Here is a 19,661-nt window from a genome sequence, read left to right as displayed (position 1 = left end):
AGTGATCAGAGTGCTTTGTCTGTTGATAGGATATGTTTTTGGTATGTTCCAGACAGCCGTTTTGTATTGCAGACTTAAAGGAGTTGATATCAGAAATGTGGGAAGCGGCAATGCCGGTACCACAAATACTCTGAGAGTTATGGGGGCCAAGGCCGGATTTACGGTACTTTTTGGCGATATGTTAAAATGCTATCTTGCAGTTAAGCTGGTGCAGCTCTTTGTTGGGCCCATGCTTCTGGGAGAGAGCTTTAACGATATGAAGTATCTTCTTATGATTTATACAGCCTGCGGAGCCGTTTTGGGACATGACTTTCCTTTCTATCTTAAGTTTAAGGGAGGAAAAGGAATTGCATGCACGGCAGGTAATATAATTGCCTTTGGATGGAAGTATGTTATTGTGGGACTTTTGGCATTCCTTGTTCCCTTTAACATTACACACTATGTCTCTTTGGGTTCTTTGATATTATATGCAGGCTTCTTTATTGAACTGGTAGTTATGGGACAGCTTGGCTTTTTAGCAATGCCGCAGAACTATCTTATAGAAATGTATATTATTGCATTTTTGATGACAGCTTTGGCATTTTATCAGCATAGAGCTAACATCAAGAGACTTTTGCAGCACTGCGAGAGAAAAACCTATATTTTCAAGAAAAATAAAACAGAATAATCTTACGAGGAGAGAAAAGTGGACTCAAAAAAAGTAGCAGTTATTGGTTCAGGAAGCTGGGGAATAGCCCTTGCCTGGAGACTTCATAAAAATGGCTTTAAAGTAACTCTTTGGGCCAGAAGGGAAGAAGCTGCTGGCAAACTTAGGATTGAAAGGGAAGATAAGGATAAGCTTCCCGGAGTAATTCTTGATAAGGAGATAAAAATTACTTCCAATATGGAAGAGGCACTCAAAGACGCAGCGATGATAGTTGTCACTGTGCCTTCCGTTGCCATTAGGGAGGTATGCGTTAAAATGAGGCCATACCTTGCTGAGGGAGAGGAAAATAGAATCATCGTGAACTGCTCAAAGGGTATTGAGAAAGATACTCTTATGCTTATGTCCGATGTAATACTGGATGAGCTTCCGGGCTGCGAAGTTGCGGTTCTGTCAGGCCCTTCCCATGCTGAAGAGGTAGGAAAGGGTTTACCTACTACCATTGTTGTCGGTGCTTTTTCCAAAGAAAGTGCAAGAGAAGTACAGAATGTGTTTATGGCTGAGGAGTTTAGAGTTTATATAAGCCCTGATATGCTTGGTATTGAGATAGGCGCTGCTCTTAAGAATGTGATAGCACTGGCTGCAGGTATCGCAGATGGTCTTGGCTATGGGGATAATGCCAAGGCTGCACTTATTACAAGAGGAATAGCAGAAATGTCCAGACTCGGTGCTGCCATGGGAGGAGATTACGAGACCTTCTCAGGACTTTCCGGGATGGGCGATCTTATAGTAACCTGTGCTTCAATGCATTCAAGAAACAGAAGAGCAGGTATTCTTATCGGTCAGGGTAAGACAGCTGCAGAAGCTACTGCGGAAGTTAAGATGGTAGTCGAAGGTATCAACAGTGCTCAGGCAGCGCTTGAGCTTGCTAAAAAATACGAAGTTGAAATGCCCATCGTTGAGCAGATTAATGAAGTGCTATTTAATGGCAAAGAGCCAAAGGAAGCTGTTAAGGAGCTTATGCTTCGCGAGAAAAAGGCAGAAAACGAATTACAGGAATGGTAAAAAAATTGTTGACGTATGCAGCTTTGTTGATATAATGAGTTAGAAACTAAATAAATTATTAGCAGAGTAGAATTTGACGCGTTAAGTGCTGTCTGTACAGGGAGTTGACAGATGGACGAAGGGAAACCGCGGTGTCAGGTTCGCATCCCGCTGCTGCATATAGAATGTGCTTATTAGCACCTCCTTGTGCAGAATGCGTGTCTGCAAAGGAGGTGTTTTTATGTCACAAAATTATCTATCAACAGAAACAAACGAAGTCACCGTAAACAGATGGATCGCATCACTTAAGGAATTTAAGCATCTTAGAAATGTTACATTTTGCGGAATGCTTGCGGCAATTGCCATTATCCTTGGTTATGTTGCAACCTTCAACATCGGTAATTACATCAGGATTGGTTTTTCAGGACTCCCCAATCAGGTTGTTGATTATCTATTCGGACCTGCGGTAGGAGCTATTTTCGGAGCAGCTCTCGATGTTATAAAGTGGTTTCTTAAGCCTACAGGTGATTTCTTCCCGGGCTTTACAATCAGTGCAGCCCTTGGCGGAATCATTTATGGATATGCCTTCTATAAGAAGAATATCACTATTGTAAGAGTGCTTGTGGCACAGCTTATCGTGAAGGTATTCGTTAATATCTGCCTTAATTCCATATGGCTCAAGCTTTTATATGGACAGGCACTGCTTGCAATGCTTCCCGGAAGAATAATTTCAAATTCAGTAATGCTTCCGATCGATACATTTATTACCTTTGTTATGTTAAAGGCAATAGACAAAACTATAAGACCAATGTTTCGTTAATGTTTGCCGGTATTCAATTGTTAAAAGAAACTTTTGAATACCGGTTTCTTTTATTAAGAAAAAATGAATAATTTGTTCACACATACGACACAAATTATGATAGAATATTTTACGTTATGAATTATTTTCAAAAGAAATCCCTTCGTTGTACAAGGTAGAGGGGCTTGTTAAATGGGATTGAGGATTTCGGAAAGAGGGAAAAATGAAAAAAGCATTAAAAACAATGGTTGCCATGTTTCTTGCACTTGCACTTGCATTAACATGTGTGCCACAGACAGCAGAGGCAGCATCTAAGATCACTGTAGTAAGTCCGGGCAAGTCTAAGAATGTACAGACTAAGCTCTATAAGGGTGCAGGCAAGCATACAGCAAAGGTAACATTCAACGAAATGTCTTATGTTGGACAGAGTAGAGGACTCAATGTTTACCATGTTGCTATCACTGTTAAAAATACAAAGATTACTCAGGCAGAAGCGAATGGTCTTAGCATGGAGTACAGAAAGAAGTATTTCAGCAATTGGTATTCAACAGCTTTAGTTCTTACAGACAGTAAGGGTAACGATATTACCGGTACAAAAGCTGCTATTTCTCAAGATTATTACCAGTGCATAGATTCCGGTACTTACAAGAAGACTTCAAATTATTCAAGAGGATATTTAAGATATCGTGATACCTTCAACTATCCCAGAACAAGAAAATACAGTTTTTATCTTGTAGTACCTGCTTATGAGACAGATGTTTATGTAGGAATCGCAGGACTTAAGAACGGACAGCCTACAAGCTCTAAGTCAATCCAGTATAGGTACGGAAATATCACTTTCAAGCAGGCCGGATTCGGTGGAAAGAAGCAGAACATCGTAGCTGTAAAGGTTCAGTAATTTCCATTAAATAGTTATTGATTAAAAATATAAAACTGCCACCACGGTGATTCGTGGTGGCAGTTTTTTTATCTTATTTTGAAGATTATCACGTCTTCGACTTCTTAAATTTCATCTTTGCATTCTTGGCTCCGCCCTTACCTGTAATCTTCTTAAACAGAGCCTGTGCGGTCTTTTTATCCTTTGCTTTAATGATAAATGTCACTCCATTAAGACCACTGAAGGCGCCTTTGTCGATAGTTTTCAAAGTATTGGCGTTCAGGGTTATCGTCTTAACATTCTTGCATCCCTTAAATGCACCCTTATATATCCGTACAACATATTTACCGGTGACAATGGATTTTGCCTTCTTTGAATTCTTAAAGGCATTCTTATCAATAGCTGTTACCTTGTAAACATGTCCGTTTTCATCTGTAACCTCATCAGGCACAGTAATCTTAGTTGCTTTTTTATTTGTTGAAGCCTTGTATTTGACTGAATCAGCATCTGTTACAACAAACTGTGAAGAAGCTCCTGTTATTACGGTACCTGCATCTTTTGCCGGTATAGTTTCCTGAGCGCTGTCATTTTCTGAATCGTTTTTAAAGACATCCGACAAATTGTGGATGTCTTTGGGATAACTTGTTCCTTCGGCATACTTTGCATATGTGATGTGGTTTGATATATTTGTCGTCTCAAGCCACAGCTTACAATTAGTAAATGATGGGGGAGCAGTAAGGATACCATCCTCCGCAGCATTTACCTTAGTCATTACTTCTTCTGCGGTTATCTCGGCATTTTTAACGGATACTGAATAATACCAAACAGTGTTTCCTGATTTTCCCTGAATATAAAGTGAAGTATTTCCTGAATCAGCACCCTTTGTCATGGTTACTTTATTGGAAGTATATGTGAATTTGCTGGCAATCTTACTGTTGTCATAAAATCTCAAGGTAAAAGGATAAAAGCGGTCATCGATTGTATAACCATTGCCAGCAGCTGTGCCTCCATCACACCTTGCTACTGAACCAAATAAAAGAGCTCTTGCATCGAGAGTAAGTACTGGGGTAGGGCGCATAGCATTTGTGTTTGTACTACCTGCATAAGGCATATCTACACGACCTTTATTTGTTCCTTCACTTTCAAAACCGTAATCATTGCCTGCCCATACCGTATCTCCGCCGCCTTTTACGGAAGAAAGGAAATAACCGCTTGTTCTTGTATAAAAATCGTTGTAAGCACCATAAACTGTGTTACCGGACTTTGCCTTTTCTTCTACAATATCGCATTCAATATCGTCATGTGTACCTACATAAAATTTTGTTAATCTCGATCTGCTTGTGCCTGCCAGGTTTTCACCAACTGTAGGTGCATACAGCTTATCTGTAGTAGTATAATTGCAATTGTTATACACATCCCTGGTCGTAACCGTAACAGGAATCATCAGCTGTTGCTCATCGGCAGTAAAATAATTCAGATCACTTGCCAGTTTTACGAAATAGTTTCGCAGATCACTTGCACCATAATGGGAAGCCAGAACCTTCTGAACAGGTCCTGCTGTGGTGCAGCTCATAAGTCTGCGATTTCTGTCAGGATCATTGTTAAAGCACGTCTGATACCCTGATTGAACACTGGAGTTTTCTTTCAAAACATTATCCTCGAATGGATATGTATAATTCATGCTCGGATCACCGAAATTTCCTTTTGCTGTGAGCATAACGATATTTTTCTTTGCAATTCCCTTATCCGTACCGGCAATAGCCCAGATAGTTTTATTTCTTTCCAGTGAAGGATTGATGGGACCACCGAATACAACTCTTTTTACCTTTGAAGCTTCATTCAATGAAAAGCTGTCACTCATCATCTGTTCAGCAGTAGCATATTCACTTATGGCAGGCACAATGGATTCTGCCTTAGCTACAATATCTGATTGGAGCGGGATAATGTTTCCGCTAATTCCTGAAGCAAGTGTAAGCGCGGTTACCATAGATATTACTTTTTTAATCACCCTTTTACTCATAAGATACCTCCTCATAGAATAGTACTTACTTCTATTATCCTATAGAGTTCTTAATATCATATAAAATCCAGATTAAATATCTAATAATCCTATATTTATATAAGAAAAGGGTAGGATTACAATTCAAGATTCTGGTAATGATCTTGTTAAGTATATTTTGGCATTAAAAAACCGCCCGGATGATTTTCATCCGGGCGGCTTTGTTGTACTAATTATTCGTACTGACCGTTTGAATCAGAGTAAATATATGATGTACGGTTCTTCTTAAGAACAGTTATGTAGTTAACACCTGTAGTGAAGGTCTGACCATTTACCTTCTTATATGCCTGAACATAGACGTAATATGTCTTGTTGCCTTTGAACTTCTTCTTACCATACTTGCTTACAGAAACCTTAGTCTTGTTTGCTCCTACGCTCTTAACCTTCTTATAACCGCTCTTAGCTTTATCTGATACAAATACGTTATATCCGCTAACACCATCCATCTTCTTCCATGAAACTGAAAGCTTTGAACCGCTAAGCTTAGCACCAACTACAGCATCGTTAGCACCCTTTGAAGGCTGTGTGAAGAAGTAAGCGGTAGGGCTCCAGTCACCATAATATGTCTGACCATTTATTGTAGAGTATGCACGAACCTGAGCCTTATAAACAACATAGTTCTTTACGGGCTCTGAGAAACCTGTTCCTGAAGTTACACCAGAATCGATTGTCTTGCCTTTGTGTGTCTGGAATAAGTACTCATAACCATCAGCAGCTGTCTGTCTGTCCCAACCTATTTCAAGATTGTGGATGAAACGATACCAACGAATCTGGTTAAGACCTGTAACCTGACCGGGAGTAGTCTTTATTGTAATGGTACCAACACCTGAAGAATAAACAGGTGAGCCCTTTTTGTTCATGTAATCATATGAAATCTTTACTTCATATTCTGTTCCGGGCTTAAGACCATAAAATGTGTAGCTTGATGAGCCAACTGCCAACGGAACCTGCTTTGCCTTTGCGTTAGCCAGTGCAGTAGAAAAATCTTCTGCATAACCAAGATATAAAGAAGTCATCTTGTAGCTTGATCCCACGTATGGCTGATCCCATTCAATAGTTACTGAGTTCTGTGTCTGAGCTATCTGCCTTACACTTGCTGCTTTAGCAGAGCTTACATTGAAGCCAAACACAAGTAAAAATGCTGCCACGGATAAAACTAAACGTGACAAGGTTTTGAGTTCTTTTTTCATTACCCCATTTCCTCCATAAAACTTTCCTTGAAAACTATTTTACTAAAAAACGTTTTCACTTTTTGATACGTTCTATATTTAACCATATATTGGCCTTTGCTTCAAGGAAAAAGTTAATATTTTTTTAATAATATTAATAAAAAATTAATTTATATAGAATGTGGCTATATCATAAAAAATGAGTGAATATCTACATTTTCCATATTGAATGCAAATTTTGATTATTACTTAATTTATTGAAATTTCGTTTCAAAACATGGGATAATAAAAAGGCATTCAAAAGTATTACTTCAAAATCCTTACCTATAAAAAGTCTGGTTCAAAAAAGGTATACTCGAATTGGAGTAAGTCAAAGAGTGCCAAGATTAAATAAAGTATATGAATTACGGTAAAAAAGATGTATCCGGAAGCATAGTGTAGATTATGTAAATTGTCATAATTTACCAGACGTATGAGAGATTATTTATGGCTAATAAGGAGGTGCCTTATGAAAAGAATAGTTTCTTTGACTATAGCTTTTGCAGTTTTAATTATTACAATCTTTAGTCCTTTTTTTACGGAAAAGGTATCTGCAGTTGCCAAATTCACAAGCCCTATCGACTACTCCAAGGCGGAGAACTGGCTTTATGACGGAGCTTATCCGGAAAATGAAGTTGATGTTTTTATTGTAGCTCCGACAGTAGATACACAAAGTCAGTATAATTCGACAATCACTGCCGGTTACAAAAAGATTTTTAGAAATGCAATGAACCAACAACAGGCTATTTATGCAAAAACCTGCAGAATATATGCTCCATATTACAGACAGGCTTCTATAAATGTATATGCGTTGACTGATGCAGCAGAAAGAGAAGCAGCTTTGTCGAATGCTTATGTAGATGTGTCTGCAGCTTTTAAATATTACATTGAGCATAAGAATAACGGAAGACCTCTTATCCTTGCGGGCTTTTCCCAGGGCGCTGATATGTGCTACAGGATTTTGGAAGAGTATTATGGCGGCGATGGAGAAAGAGCTGTTAGTCTTAGAGATAATCTGATAGCTGTATATGCAATTGGTTGGTACATGACGGAAGATATGATAAGTAAATATCCTCAGATTGTTCCCGCAAAGGGCGAGACTGATACAGGCGTAGTCGTAAGCTATGACTGTGAGGACGGAACAGTAACAGATTCAATGTTTATGCCGGTAGGTTCTAAGGGCATTTCCATAAATCCTCTTAACTGGAAAACAGACAGCACTAAGGCTGATAAGTCTCTTAATAAGGGCTCCGTTACACAGGATAGCAAGACAGGTGCCATCACCTCTGTTGAAGTAGGAAAATACGGAGCTTATATAGATCCAAATAGAGGATGCCTCGTAGTGACAGGCATTAACACACAGGAGTACCCTCCGGTACTTTCAATTTTTCCTGAAGGCTGCCTGCACCTCTATGACAACTTCCTGTTCTTTGTAAATCTTCAGGAAAATGTACAGAAGCGTACTGATGCATTTTTACAGAAAAAGGTGCTGGACAACGCGGCGTAAAAGTGTATTGGTGTTAAAATGTGAAAACACAAAATATAAGTATGAAGTGAATAAATGGCTCGGAGCTAAATAATATGATCTCCCTAAAGTAGACTGATGAAATAAAAAAGTCTTTTTAGGGAGGTTTTTCTTTTGGTGAATGTTCAATTTAACCCTAATTAACCGTAGACAATTGCGGTTAAATGGGGTTAAAATTGTTTTAGAGGTTAATTATTATGAATGAAAAATATAGAGAGATTAGTAATAAAATCAGCACACTTCCAAAGGGCTACGTAACGCAAAAGGTTATAAATAATAAGAGATATTTTTATCATCAGTGGAAGGATGATTATGGAAAGATGCATTATGACAGCATTAGTAAAGATAATGCTGCTATTTTGCGTGTAGGCATAGAAGAAAGAAAAGAACTGCAAAAGCAGTTAAAGGTAATAGGCAAAAGTGATAATAGCCTGATATCAACAGGGTTAAAAGAGCCGGACACCGTATTTGGGGGTTCTTCCCTGCCTGTGGATTATGATTTTGAAGTAAATGCAATATATGGAAATGCGCTTTGGAATATGGCTGAAGGTGCGAGAGACTTTGAGAAAAGAGATTGCTTCCAAATTATTGAAAATTATATTTATGGAAAACAGATGGATAAGGTATGCCTGATCTATGGACTTAGGCGTACCGGCAAGACTACTCTTTTAAGACAACTCATACTCGATATGAATGAGGCTGAACAGGCTCGTACGTTATATATTAAGTCGACAGTCACAGATACTATGGCAGATTTGAATAGGGCTATGAAGCTAGCGGTGAAAAATGGATTTAGATATGTGTTCATAGATGAAGTAACTCTGATTAGTGATTTCATAGACTCAGCTTCACTGTTTTCTGATGTATATGCTGCGCAGGGTATAAAGATAATTCTTTCCGGAACAGATTCTCTGGGATTTTATTTTGCTTCCAATGAGGAATTGTATGATAGGGCCGTGATGGTACATACAACATATATTCCTTTCAGGGAACATAAGAGACTCCTGGGGATTGACAGTATTGATGAATATATCAGGTATGGTGGCACATTAAAGGCAGGAGAGCTCAGATTCGGGGATGATATAGATTGGGAGGAGGCATCATTTAGAGATGATGAGAGTACCAGAAGATATATTGATACCGCTATATGTAAAAACATCCAACATTCTTTGCGCTGTTATAAAGAGGGCAGCCATTTCAGGAATCTAAAAAGGCTATATGATGCAAATGAATTAACCAATGCAATCAATCGTATAATTCAGGATATGAATCATGAATTCACAAAGGAAGTTATTTTAAGAGAATTTGTATCAAGAGATTTGAGGTCTACAGCACAGTTGCTGAGGAAGGCTAAAAAGCCGGAGAACAGAACAGATGCATTGGATGAAATTAATGTTTCCAATGTAATTGCAGGGCTTAAAAAGATTTTGGAAATAAAGGAGAAGGAAGAACTACAGGAAGCGGTTTCGGAACAGGTGGCAGATGAAATAAAAGAGTATTTTACAGCTTTGGACCTTACCACGGACATAAAGGTTGAATCAAGTGTAGTTGCTTCGGGGGATTTGAGTCGCACAGTTTTTACCCAACCAGGAATGAGATATTGCCAGGCGCAAACTCTAGTTTATCTGCTGATACGGGATAATGAATTCAAGGCCCTTAGCGAAAGAGAGAAGCTTCTTATAGCGGAAAAGATATTGGATGATGTAAGGGGACTTATGCTTGAAGATATAGTCTTATTGGAGACTCATAAAGTCATGAATAAGAAGCGTGTGTTTAAATTACAGTTTGACGTAGGTGAGATTGATATGGTCATTTATGATCCCGAGAATGATAGCTGCGAACTGTACGAAATAAAGCATAGTAACGTAAAATCAGAGGAACAGTGGAGACATTTGAAAGATGAAAAGAAGCTTAAGTATATTATGAATATTTACGGCTCTATTTCTAAGAAGTGTGTGCTATTCAAGGGACAGAGCGAAGTTTTACCTGATGGAAGAGAATATAAAAATGTTGAGGAATATCTTTGTGAACTGATTGTATAAATATTGAATCAGTGTGAATAAGAGGAATCTCCATCGAATAACAATGATTCTCAGTATTGGGGGCTTTATGGTATTGAATATGAAATTGTAAAATATAAATATGAAGATGGTAAATTTGTTGAAATATCTCGACATATAGAGGGCTTGTAATTCTTTTCGTAGTAACTAGTTGCCTTGTTTTTGAGTGTTTTTATATATTGGCAGATAAACGCTAAATATATAATTGCGAAATCCCTTGACAGTCCAGGCAAAATATAGATAATTATTATTTAAAGGCTTTGAACGGAACAAGTAGTTCACAGTACCGGCCACAGAGAGCAGCCGTTTGGTGAGAGGCGCGGACACGGACTTTGAATGAATACATCCGGGAGCTGCATGGAAGAATGATGATTCTTTTCTAGTAAGCCATGACGAGAACCGAGCGTTAGTCGGAAGAGTATAGAGAATGATTTTTATTCTTAGTACTTGCTGAGGCATGCAGCGTGAGCTACATGTGAATGAAGGTGGTAACACGAATTTTTCGTCCTTCGTAACTGATTTAGGTTGCGAAGGACTTTTTTAATTCTTGGAAAAATCATCTTCGCAGCCAAAGTATAAGGAGGCAAAACAATGCAAATCTATGAGGAACTCAAAAGAAGAGGCCTTATCGCTCAGGTAACAGACGAGGAGCAGATAAGAGATCTCGTAAACGCAGGAAAGGCTACATTCTACATTGGCTTTGACTGCACAGCTGACAGCTTAACAGCAGGTCACTTCATGGCACTTACACTTATGAAGAGACTTCAGATGGCTGGAAACAAGCCCATCGCCCTTATTGGTGGTGGTACAACCATGATCGGTGATCCTTCTGGAAGAACCGACATGAGAAAGATGCTTACAAGAGAAGACATTGACCACAATGCAGAGTGCTTTAAGCGTCAGATGGAGAAATTTATCGATTTCGGTGAAGGAAAGGCTATCATGCTCAACAACGCTGACTGGCTTCTTGATCTGAACTATATCGATCTTTTAAGAGAGGTTGGTGCATGTTTCTCGGTAAATAACATGCTTAGAGCAGAGTGCTACAAGCAGCGTATGGAGAAGGGACTTTCCTTCCTTGAATTTAACTACATGATCATGCAGTCCTACGACTTCTATTACATGTTCCAGAAGTACGATTGCAACTTAGAGTTTGGTGGTGACGATCAGTGGAGCAACATGCTTGGTGGTACAGAGCTTATCAGAAGAAAGCTCGGTAAGGATGCTCACGCAATGACAATCACACTTCTTACAGACTCTCAGGGTAAGAAGATGGGCAAGACAGCAGGTAACGCTGTATGGCTTGATCCCAAGAAGACAACACCTTACGATTTCTACCAGTACTGGAGAAACGTTGGCGATGCTGACGTTGATAAGTGTCTTAAGATGCTCACCTTCATTCCTATCGAAGAGATCGAGGAAATGGAGAAATGGGAGGATTCCAGAATCAATGAGAAGAAGGAGATCCTTGCCTTCGAGCTCACAGAGCTTGTTCATGGAAAAGAAGAAGCTCAGAAGGCTCAGGACGCTGCAAGAGCACTTTTCGCAGGTGGCGGAGATCTTGCAAACGTACCCGCTGTTGCACTTAAAGAAGAGGACTTTAGAGATGGCGTAGTAGACATCCTTCAGGTTCTTGTAAGCTCAGGCCTTTGCCCGACAAGAAGCGAAGCAAGAAGAGCTGTTCAGCAGGGCGGCGTTATGTTCAACGATGAGAAGGTAACGGACTTTAAGACTACCTATACTAAGGATACCTTCGCAGGTGAAGGCATAATGGTTAAGAAGGGGAAGAAGTCCTTCAAAAAGGTTACACTGTAATAAATGATTCAGGCGGAGCGCTTGATTTACCGGATATTTGAATATAGTAGATATGTGATATTAGGGCCGGCAATATGCCGGCCCTTAATCATTTCGGTAAAGCGGATTCAGTATCACTTCATAAATATCTATTCTTTTGAGGCTTTGAGAAAAACTCTGTAAATTTAATATAGCACCTATATAAAGGGTCTCCTATGATAAAATCTTATTTTATTTGAGGAGGCCTTTAATAATGGCAAGCAAAAAGAAAGAAGTTTACACACCGAAACCGATGACCGAAGGAAAGAAGGCTGTCACACAAGGATTGCTTGATGAGTATGACATCCAGACTACAGATGATATCCAGGAAGCTCTTAAGGATCTTCTTTCCGGCACTATCCAGTCTCTGCTTGAAGCTGAGATTAGCTCACATTTGGGTTACGAGAAATATGAGCGGGATGATGAACCTAACTATCGGAACGGGACAAAGTCCAAAACCGTCAGAAGTAAATATGGGGAGTTTAAGGTTGATGTTCCACAGGACAGGGACAGCTCATTTGAACCAGCGATTGTGAAAAAGAGACAGAAAGACATCTCTGGCATAGAGGAACAGGTCATGGCACTGTATGCAAAGGGAATGACCACAACGCAGATATCAGAGACGGTTGAATCACTATATGGCAACCTTTGAGATTACCAAGCGTTGGACAGTGCCAATCAAAAACTGGGGAAAGGTCCGTGGAGAGCTTTCGATTATGTACCCGAACAGGCTATCAGACTAATACAAAATCCTCTATCTCATATGAACGCGGGATAGAGGAAATTTTTTCCATTTTTAATGTACTTTTAATTTCTATGTTATAAAATAAGAATTGTAGTAATTTTACATAATTCATTCAAATTCATGGATGAAAGTTTCAAAGAGGGGTTGACAGTTATGCTATGGCAATCTAAACTTGCAGCAGACAGCATACAGCATAGGATAACCAGACAATTTAATAGGTTTTATATGTGTAATCTCGCATCTTAGGAAGTGCTTTCTTAAGGTGCGTTTTTGTTGTTTAAAACGAGAGTGTTGGACACAAAATTAGATATATAAAGCCTGCTCTTAAAGCAGAACAGGAGGAAAAGAAAGGTGAAGAAAAAACGAGAGGGATTATTTCAATGTCTGATAATGTTGGCATTGGCGTTTTGTTTGCTAGCCGGTGTGAAGACTAAGGCACTTGCTGACGATTATAAGCTTGCTATAGCAGGGGAATGGGTGCCTGATTCAAATAAAAATGCCAGCGGTACTGGTTGGACATACAACGGAAGCACAAAAACCATCACATTAAATGGATTGTCTTATAATCAACAAGGGAATAGTGCTATTTTTGCTTACGATATGCAAAACTTAAATATAGTTCTTAAAGGTAATAATACCATTACAACAACTGGTGATAATGATGTTTCTATTGATGTGGCGTTAACATCTGGCGGAACACTTTCATTCTCTGGAACAGGCAGTTTAAAAGTTTCCGGCGGGAATGGTGCTATTATGACTACTGGTAATATCACTATAAGCAGTTGCAATATTGAAGCTGAATGCAGCGGAAACAATAATAATGGAGGCATCGCAATAAAGGCAGGGGGAAATTTAAGCATAAATAATGCATCCATAAAGGCAACAGGTGGAACAGGAACCAATATGCCAATTTCTGCTGGGCTATTTGCTGAAGAAACAGTTACAATTCAGAATTCAACAGTAACTGCCATAGGAAAAGATGCAAAGGAAAGCTGCGGTATTTTTTCTCGTAAATCCGATGAAAATGATACTGGATTAAAGGGTATTGAGATAAAAAACTCAACAGTGAATGCATCCGCAGGAAAAGCAGAGTCATATGAACTTGGCGCTAGTTGTGGAATGGAAGTGCTTAGAGGTAATATAACGATAACCGATAATTCACAGGTAAATGCGTCAAGTACCGATATTAGGATAGGTGTTGGTATAAACGCGTGGAAATTAACAATAGATAGTACTGCGAAATCAGTTACTGTCCAGGGTAATTACGGTGCAGCACCAAATTATTGTAGAATTGTAAATGGTATACCAGGAGATGCATGGACGGATATTGATGGAACAACCGGATGGAAGGTTATACCCGTTTTAAGCAATCCAAATGATTTATATTCTTATGGATTCAAAAAGGTTGTATTTGCTAAACCTGAAACAACAAAATATCTTGTGACTGTAAATAATGGAACTGGCGGAGGTAATTATGCTGCAGGTACTACAGTAACCATAACAGCGTCCGCTCCTGCTACAGGTAAGGCATTTGATAAGTGGACATCATCTGATGGGGTAGCATTTTCTAATGCAAATGCTTCGACAACTACGTTTGTCATGCCCGCAAAGGCAGTATCAGTAACAGCAACGTATAAGGATGCTGAGGTAGCACCCGTAAAATACACTGTCTCATTCGACTCTAATGGTGGTTCAGGAACTATGACCCCGGTAGAAGTCAGCAAGGGATCATCATATAAGCTTCCTTTATGCACATTCACAGCGCCTGAAGGCAAAGAATTTGATAAGTGGGATAAAGGTGCTGTTGGCGAAAGCATTACAGTAACAGCCGATATAACAATCAAAGCTGAATGGAAGAATAAATCCGGTAGTTCTTCACCTGAACCTTCAACACCTACAGATCCGACAACGCCTACAGACCCTGCAGATCCAGCTAAACCAACTGACCCTACAGAACAGACAAAGCCAACTGATATAGCAACAGATTCTTCAAAGCAGGTAACAGCTGAAGATTCCACTGCAGCAAAAAATGCGGAAGAAAAGGCTGAAAATATCAACAAAAAACAGAAAAATACTTCTATTTCAAAGCTTAAGGCAGGAAAGAAATCCATTACGATTTCATGGAAAAAGCTGACCGCTAAAGACATCAAGGGTTATGAAATTCAGTACAGCACAGATAAGGCTTTTAAGAAAGATGTTAAGACTGTTAATATTGGAAAGACTAAGACGACATCAAAGACTATAAAGAAACTTACGTCTAAGAAAAAATACTATGTCAGAATCCGAACATATAAGAAATCTGGCGGAGAAAAGATATACTCCAAGTGGAGCAAATCTAAGAGTGTAAAGGTTAAATAAAACGGTAAAATCGGAGGTGTTCAATATGAGCATCTCCGATTTTTAGATATATTATGTGCTATATAGCAAGGACTGTGGTGTCATAAATTCTTCAAAATCTTATTCTGATCACGTTTACCATAAACCACTCTAAGAACGACAACCCTTGCATTTTCATCGTCAATAATGTAGTAGGCAATGTAGTTATCAACAAGGAATCTACGGACATCATCACGCTTCAAAAAAGGATTCTCGACAGGTCTCCCTGTTTTGGGATTCTTGCATATTTCTTCAAGCTTATCTTCAAGAGTATCTGCAAATGCAGCCGCTGCATCTGGATTAGCTAAATCATCTTCGATATACGAAAGGGTCTCATCGATATCAGCTTCTGCAATTTCGGTAAAATCGTAATCATATCCTTCAAAGACCATGTTTTTCCCTCAGCTTCTTCAAAGATTTCCTTCCATCGACAGTCCGGCCGTTCACGTAGTCTGAAATACCCCTGTTGACAAGAGAAGCCTCATCAATCTTTCTCATAGTACGTTCATAATAATCTATATCCATCACAACAAGCCGGCCATATCCATTTTTGGTAACAAAGACAGGCTCATTTGATTCAGCACATCTGCGTTCTATTTCTACAGTGTTTTTTAAATCTCTCATTGGAACTATCTGCATAACGTGCACCTCCTTTGTGACTAAATTATATACCAAGTATAGCCACAAAACAATATAAGAAAATCATTGACATATAAGATAGCAGACTGTATATTCAAAAAAGGATGTAGCCAATCTGACCACATCCTTCATGAACCTTAATTATCCTAGGATTTCCTTATTTACAGAATAAATTTCAAAGTCTCATTCTTTTTGGTATACGCCGAGGCAGTATCACTCCATAAATACCTATTTTATTGTTTCCGAAACGCAGGGGCAATATTATTCTGAAAATATCTATGATTTTTACATGACATCACAATTTACTTTAATATTGACAAAAGCACATCTATATATTATAGTAATTGTCGAATTTCTGATCAGGATTCTTTTTAAAGACATATCAATACGGCATAAATAGTTTTCTTCGTCGTAGATTCCTTTTTTATTTAACAAGCCAACAAATTACCAAACGTTTTTATCTTGCATAATTCCTGAAATGTCTTGTGCATTTCCTAAAAGGTCCATAAAACGTGGGCTTAGCGGAAAATAGCTATGTATCCCCGTTAGAATGTTAGGATTCTGGGCCTCTCTAACGTGGAAGAAGCCAAGAAAAGAATTGATTGTTCCTATAATAGAGCCTAGAGAGACATTTATTGAAAAGTGGAAAAATGTTGGGCATGAACCTATGGGATTTGAAGAGGGCAGTGCTGAATTTTACTCTGATAATGCATTCGGGTCAGATCAAAATCAGAATTGATGATTGCAAACACATTGGAAAAAATGAACATTCCATATCGATATGAATATCTAACCAAAATCAAGTTGTTGGGTAACGTAAGACCGGGTATTTTCAAGGGAAAAATATGATAATGACATTCGAGACATCGCAGCATCCGATAAGTTCAGCCACCATAAAGAGTATGATCGAGCAATATCTTATTTAAATATTAATAGATTCCTGCTTTCTTCAGAAAAACGGGAATATTATTGGATTCTTGCGGGATATTCTTGCTTCTGATCAAAAGAAGTGATTTATTAACATAATATTCATTAAAATTCTCAATGAAAACTCAATAAAATGTTGACATAAGGAATAAAGAGTAGTAATTTATAATCATACATATGAACAAATATTCATATGTAAATATAAAACATAATCATACTTGAAATTAAACACAACATAACATAAGTAATTTGAAAAAATGACAGTTTGTGCTGATGATTTGTAAAGAGTAAGGAGGACCAATGGAACACTACAGTTGCAAATTCGAAGAGCTTCCAAATGAGGAAGAAATGTACGATCTCGCTGAGCTGTTTAAGGTTTTCGGAGATTCCACCAGAATAAAAATATTGTTTGCACTTTTTGCAGATGAGTTTTGTGTAAATGATCTGGCAGAAAAGCTTCAGATGACCCAGTCGGCAGTATCTCATCAGCTAAAGATTCTTAAGGTAAACAAGCTGATAAAGAGCAGACGTGATGGAAAGCAGATGTATTACTCCCTGGCAGATGAGCATGTAAGAACAATAATCGCCATGGGACGTGAACATATCGAAGAAGGATGAGTTATCTAATACTTACCAAACCCTAATTATAAATGAATCAGTTAATAATCGGATATTAAATCCGGAAAAATATTTAAGCCAAGAAGGAGATAAAAACTATGAAAAAGACCTACAAATGTGAAGTTGATTGTGCTAACTGTGCAGCAAAGATGGAGGATGCCATCAAGAAGCTTGAGGGTGTTGTGGATGCAAGAGTAAATTTCATGACTCAGAAGCTTACACTTGAAGCTGCCGATGATGTTTATGACAAGGTTCTTAAGGACGCTGTTAAGGCCTGCAAGAAGGTTGAGCCTGATTGCGAAATTGAGATCTAAGGATGGTTATAACCGAATATCTATTGAAGCAGGCAATTAGGGCTAAAACGATAGATATTCCAATGTTTAGAAGATAGAAACGCAGGACCGGAGATATGTTATGACTAAGAAGATGAAAAAAACCAGAAACAGAATAATTGCTGTACTTATTGTGTTTGCCATACTACTAGTATGTGAGCACACAGGACTTATGGAGGGATTACCGAAGATAGCGGTATTTGTTATTTTTCTGATTCCTTATCTGGTAATTGGATACGATGTCCTTAGAAAAGCAGCGATAAATATATCTCACGGACAGGTTTTTGACGAAAACTTCCTTATGATGATAGCAACTTTCGGTGCTTTTGGAATAGGCGAATATTCAGAAGCTGTAGCAGTTATGCTGTTCTATCAGATCGGAGAGCTTTTCCAGAGCTATGCTGTAGGAAAATCCAGAAAATCCATCGCTGATATGATGAGTATCGCACCTGAATATGCAAATCTTGAAAAAGAGTCAGGAGAGATCGAAGAGGTTGATCCTTCTGAAGTAGAGATTGGGAGCATCCTTGTTATAAAGCCCGGCGAAAAGATTCCTGTTGACGGAATAGTTGTTGAAGGTGATTCTTTCATAGATACCTCCTCTATAACCGGTGAATCTGTTCCAAGAAGAATTTCCGAAGGCGCGGACATTATCAGCGGCTGTGTAAATAAAGACAGCGTTCTTAGAATTAAGACCACAAAGAAGTACGAGGATTCAACAGTTGCTAAGATCCTTGAGCTTGTTGAGAATGCCAGCAACAAGAAATCCAGGATGGAGAATTTCATCACGAGATTTGCAAGATATTACACACCTGTTGTAACAGTAGGTGCGGTGCTTCTTGCAATTATCCCTCCGCTACTTGGTCTTATGCCTTTTTCGGATTCTATAAAAAGAGCATGTATCTTCCTTATAGTATCCTGCCCCTGCGCACTGGTTATTTCAGTTCCTCTTGGATTCTTTGGAGGAATCGGTGCAAGCTCCAAGAAGGGTATTCTAGTTAAGGGAAGTAACTACCTTGAAGCCATTGCCAACGTAAATACACTGGTAATGGATAAAACAGGAACTATCACAAAGGGTGAATTCAAGGTAAAGACAATAAGTGCCGAAGAGTCTGCGAACATAGATCAGAATCAGCTTCTTAAGACGGCAGCTCATCTTGAGGGCTTTTCCAATCATCCTATAGCAAAGTCAATTCAGGATGCTTATGAAGAGAAATTCTCAGCAAAGCCCGATCTTACAAAGGTTACTGATGTTAAGGAACACGCAGGACTTGGCATCAGCGCAAAATATGAAGGCGATGAGTATTTTGCAGGTAACTACAAGCTGATGAAGGAAAATGGCATAGAGGCAAAGGAAACAACTGAGCCCGGAACCATAGTATATATTGCCAAAGATAAAAAATATCTTGGATGCATAATAATATCTGATACAATAAAAGAAGGTGCGGCGAAAGCTATTTCAGATGTTAAGGCATCAGGAGTATCAAGAGTTGTAATGCTCACAGGCGATAGCAAAAAGACTGCAGAGAGTGTTGCATCAGAAATTGGTATTGATAATGTATATTACGAGCTTTTGCCCGCTGATAAGGTAGAAAGGGTTGAGGAACTTTTAAATAATGCATCCAATAAGGTTGCATTTGTTGGAGACGGAATAAATGATGCGCCTGTTTTGATGAGAGCAGATGTTGGTATAGCAATGGGTTCCCTTGGATCCGATGCAGCCATCGAAGCAGCTGACATAGTTCTTATGGATGACGATATCAGGAAAATATCCGATGTAATAAGAATTGCCAGAAAGACTCTCAGAATAGTTAAGCAGAATATCGTTTTCGCCCTTTTTGTAAAACTACTGATTCTTGTTCTCGGAGCGCTTGGAATTGCAACCATGTGGCTTGCGGTATTTGGTGATGTAGGTGTTGCGGTAATTGCCATTCTTAATTCCATGAGAGCCCTGGAGGACTAAAAGCTCGCAGGTG

General features: G+C 38.8%; 16 protein-coding genes, 1 pseudogene, 1 riboswitch and 1 other annotated feature. Of the genes and pseudogenes, 13 read left to right on the top strand and 4 right to left on the bottom strand.

What is annotated here, in order from left to right:
* Position 1: 1 nt before the first annotated feature.
* From plsY to G608_RS0102975, 4 genes are all read left to right on the top strand, one after another.
* Positions 2-667 carry a glycerol-3-phosphate 1-O-acyltransferase PlsY gene (gene plsY, locus G608_RS0102990; RefSeq protein ID WP_026494777.1) on the top strand — a complete coding sequence of 222 codons (666 nt, stop codon included), beginning with the start codon at positions 2-4 and terminating at the stop codon, positions 665-667.
* An 18-nt stretch (positions 668-685) separates the two neighbouring features.
* The gene (locus G608_RS0102985) at positions 686-1,708 is read left to right on the top strand and encodes an NAD(P)H-dependent glycerol-3-phosphate dehydrogenase (RefSeq protein ID WP_026494776.1); all 1,023 of its coding nucleotides are present in this window, start codon (positions 686-688) and stop codon (positions 1,706-1,708) included.
* A gap of 60 nt (positions 1,709-1,768) precedes the next feature.
* Positions 1,769-1,863, top strand: a riboswitch (THF riboswitch).
* Positions 1,864-1,928: 65 nt separating this feature from the next.
* Positions 1,929-2,507 carry a folate family ECF transporter S component gene (locus tag G608_RS0102980; protein WP_051208755.1) on the top strand — a complete coding sequence of 193 codons (579 nt, stop codon included), beginning with the start codon at positions 1,929-1,931 and terminating at the stop codon, positions 2,505-2,507.
* 202 nt (positions 2,508-2,709) lie between these two features.
* Positions 2,710-3,384 carry a hypothetical protein gene (locus G608_RS0102975; protein WP_026494774.1) on the top strand — a complete coding sequence of 225 codons (675 nt, stop codon included), beginning with the start codon at positions 2,710-2,712 and terminating at the stop codon, positions 3,382-3,384.
* An 88-nt stretch (positions 3,385-3,472) separates the two neighbouring features.
* Here the strand turns inward: G608_RS0102975 and G608_RS0102970 are convergent, their stop codons facing one another.
* Positions 3,473-5,383 (bottom strand): leucine-rich repeat protein, encoded by a 1,911-nt coding sequence (locus G608_RS0102970; protein WP_026494773.1) that lies wholly within the window; start codon positions 5,381-5,383, stop codon positions 3,473-3,475.
* Between the two features lie 212 nt (positions 5,384-5,595).
* Positions 5,596-6,612, bottom strand: coding sequence for a fibronectin type III domain-containing protein (locus G608_RS0102965; protein ID WP_026494772.1), 1,017 nt, complete (start codon positions 6,610-6,612; stop codon positions 5,596-5,598).
* Between the two features lie 487 nt (positions 6,613-7,099).
* On the opposite strand from G608_RS0102965, the gene G608_RS19670 reads away from it, so the two are divergent.
* The 5 genes and pseudogenes from G608_RS19670 (at position 7,100) to G608_RS0102940 (ending at position 15,151) form a co-directional block, all read left to right on the top strand.
* Positions 7,100-8,137 carry a DUF3089 domain-containing protein gene (locus tag G608_RS19670; protein ID WP_035794340.1) on the top strand — a complete coding sequence of 346 codons (1,038 nt, stop codon included), beginning with the start codon at positions 7,100-7,102 and terminating at the stop codon, positions 8,135-8,137.
* A 215-nt stretch (positions 8,138-8,352) separates the two neighbouring features.
* Positions 8,353-10,197, top strand: a complete 1,845-nt coding sequence (locus G608_RS0102955) for an AAA family ATPase (RefSeq protein ID WP_026494771.1) — start codon at positions 8,353-8,355, stop codon at positions 10,195-10,197.
* A 269-nt stretch (positions 10,198-10,466) separates the two neighbouring features.
* Positions 10,467-10,728 (top strand) — a binding site (T-box leader).
* A 78-nt stretch (positions 10,729-10,806) separates the two neighbouring features.
* Positions 10,807-12,030, top strand: coding sequence for a tyrosine--tRNA ligase (gene tyrS / locus G608_RS0102950; protein ID WP_026494770.1), 1,224 nt, complete (start codon positions 10,807-10,809; stop codon positions 12,028-12,030).
* Positions 12,031-12,262: 232 nt separating this feature from the next.
* Positions 12,263-12,691, top strand: a pseudogene (locus G608_RS0102945) (transposase); the annotation flags it as partial.
* Between the two features lie 453 nt (positions 12,692-13,144).
* A complete protein-coding gene (locus G608_RS0102940; RefSeq protein ID WP_035794332.1) occupies positions 13,145-15,151 on the top strand; it encodes an InlB B-repeat-containing protein in 2,007 nt (668 codons plus the stop codon).
* An 80-nt stretch (positions 15,152-15,231) separates the two neighbouring features.
* Here G608_RS0102940 and G608_RS0102935 read toward each other — a convergent pair whose 3' ends face one another.
* A complete protein-coding gene (locus G608_RS0102935) occupies positions 15,232-15,561 on the bottom strand; it encodes a type II toxin-antitoxin system RelE/ParE family toxin (RefSeq protein WP_026494767.1) in 330 nt (109 codons plus the stop codon).
* Positions 15,551-15,808: a type II toxin-antitoxin system Phd/YefM family antitoxin gene (locus tag G608_RS0102930; RefSeq protein WP_026494766.1), complete on the bottom strand. Its 258-nt coding sequence runs from the start codon at positions 15,806-15,808 to the stop codon at positions 15,551-15,553. Before G608_RS0102930 ends, G608_RS0102935 begins: the two co-directional genes overlap by 11 nt.
* Before the next feature lie 550 nt (positions 15,809-16,358).
* On the opposite strand from G608_RS0102930, the gene G608_RS23515 reads away from it, so the two are divergent.
* The 4 genes from G608_RS23515 (at position 16,359) to G608_RS0102910 (ending at position 19,648) form a co-directional block, all read left to right on the top strand.
* Positions 16,359-16,547 (top strand): hypothetical protein, encoded by a 189-nt coding sequence (locus tag G608_RS23515; RefSeq protein ID WP_026494765.1) that lies wholly within the window; start codon positions 16,359-16,361, stop codon positions 16,545-16,547.
* A gap of 488 nt (positions 16,548-17,035) precedes the next feature.
* On the top strand, positions 17,036-17,353 hold the full coding sequence (locus G608_RS19665; RefSeq protein ID WP_051208753.1) for an ArsR/SmtB family transcription factor: 318 nt from the start codon (positions 17,036-17,038) through the stop codon (positions 17,351-17,353).
* A gap of 98 nt (positions 17,354-17,451) precedes the next feature.
* Positions 17,452-17,667, top strand: coding sequence for a cation transporter (locus G608_RS0102915; RefSeq protein ID WP_026494764.1), 216 nt, complete (start codon positions 17,452-17,454; stop codon positions 17,665-17,667).
* A gap of 100 nt (positions 17,668-17,767) precedes the next feature.
* Positions 17,768-19,648, top strand: coding sequence for a heavy metal translocating P-type ATPase (locus tag G608_RS0102910; RefSeq protein ID WP_026494763.1), 1,881 nt, complete (start codon positions 17,768-17,770; stop codon positions 19,646-19,648).
* Positions 19,649-19,661: the final 13 nt, after the last annotated feature.

This window comes from Butyrivibrio sp. WCD3002, from assembly GCF_000424265.1.
Classification (GTDB): domain Bacteria; phylum Bacillota; class Clostridia; order Lachnospirales; family Lachnospiraceae; genus Butyrivibrio.
This window is presented reverse-complemented; position numbering and strand designations above follow the sequence as displayed.

Excerpts from the sequence above, each read along its gene's own strand:
- G608_RS0102980 (WP_051208755.1), top strand. The coding sequence starts at position 1,929 with ATGTCACAAAATTATCTATCAACAGAAACAAACGAAGTCACCGTAAAC.
- G608_RS0102975 (WP_026494774.1), top strand. The coding sequence starts at position 2,710 with ATGAAAAAAGCATTAAAAACAATGGTTGCCATGTTTCTTGCACTTGCA.
- G608_RS0102970 (WP_026494773.1), bottom strand. The coding sequence starts at position 5,383 with ATGAGTAAAAGGGTGATTAAAAAAGTAATATCTATGGTAACCGCGCTT.
- G608_RS0102965 (WP_026494772.1), bottom strand. The coding sequence starts at position 6,612 with ATGAAAAAAGAACTCAAAACCTTGTCACGTTTAGTTTTATCCGTGGCA.
- G608_RS19670 (WP_035794340.1), top strand. The coding sequence starts at position 7,100 with ATGAAAAGAATAGTTTCTTTGACTATAGCTTTTGCAGTTTTAATTATT.
- G608_RS0102955 (WP_026494771.1), top strand. The coding sequence starts at position 8,353 with ATGAATGAAAAATATAGAGAGATTAGTAATAAAATCAGCACACTTCCA.
- tyrS (WP_026494770.1), top strand. The coding sequence starts at position 10,807 with ATGCAAATCTATGAGGAACTCAAAAGAAGAGGCCTTATCGCTCAGGTA.
- G608_RS0102935 (WP_026494767.1), bottom strand. The coding sequence starts at position 15,561 with ATGGTCTTTGAAGGATATGATTACGATTTTACCGAAATTGCAGAAGCT.
- G608_RS0102930 (WP_026494766.1), bottom strand. The coding sequence starts at position 15,808 with ATGCAGATAGTTCCAATGAGAGATTTAAAAAACACTGTAGAAATAGAA.
- G608_RS23515 (WP_026494765.1), top strand. The coding sequence starts at position 16,359 with ATGTTAGGATTCTGGGCCTCTCTAACGTGGAAGAAGCCAAGAAAAGAA.
- G608_RS19665 (WP_051208753.1), top strand. The coding sequence starts at position 17,036 with ATGGAACACTACAGTTGCAAATTCGAAGAGCTTCCAAATGAGGAAGAA.
- G608_RS0102915 (WP_026494764.1), top strand. The coding sequence starts at position 17,452 with ATGAAAAAGACCTACAAATGTGAAGTTGATTGTGCTAACTGTGCAGCA.
- G608_RS0102910 (WP_026494763.1), top strand. The coding sequence starts at position 17,768 with ATGACTAAGAAGATGAAAAAAACCAGAAACAGAATAATTGCTGTACTT.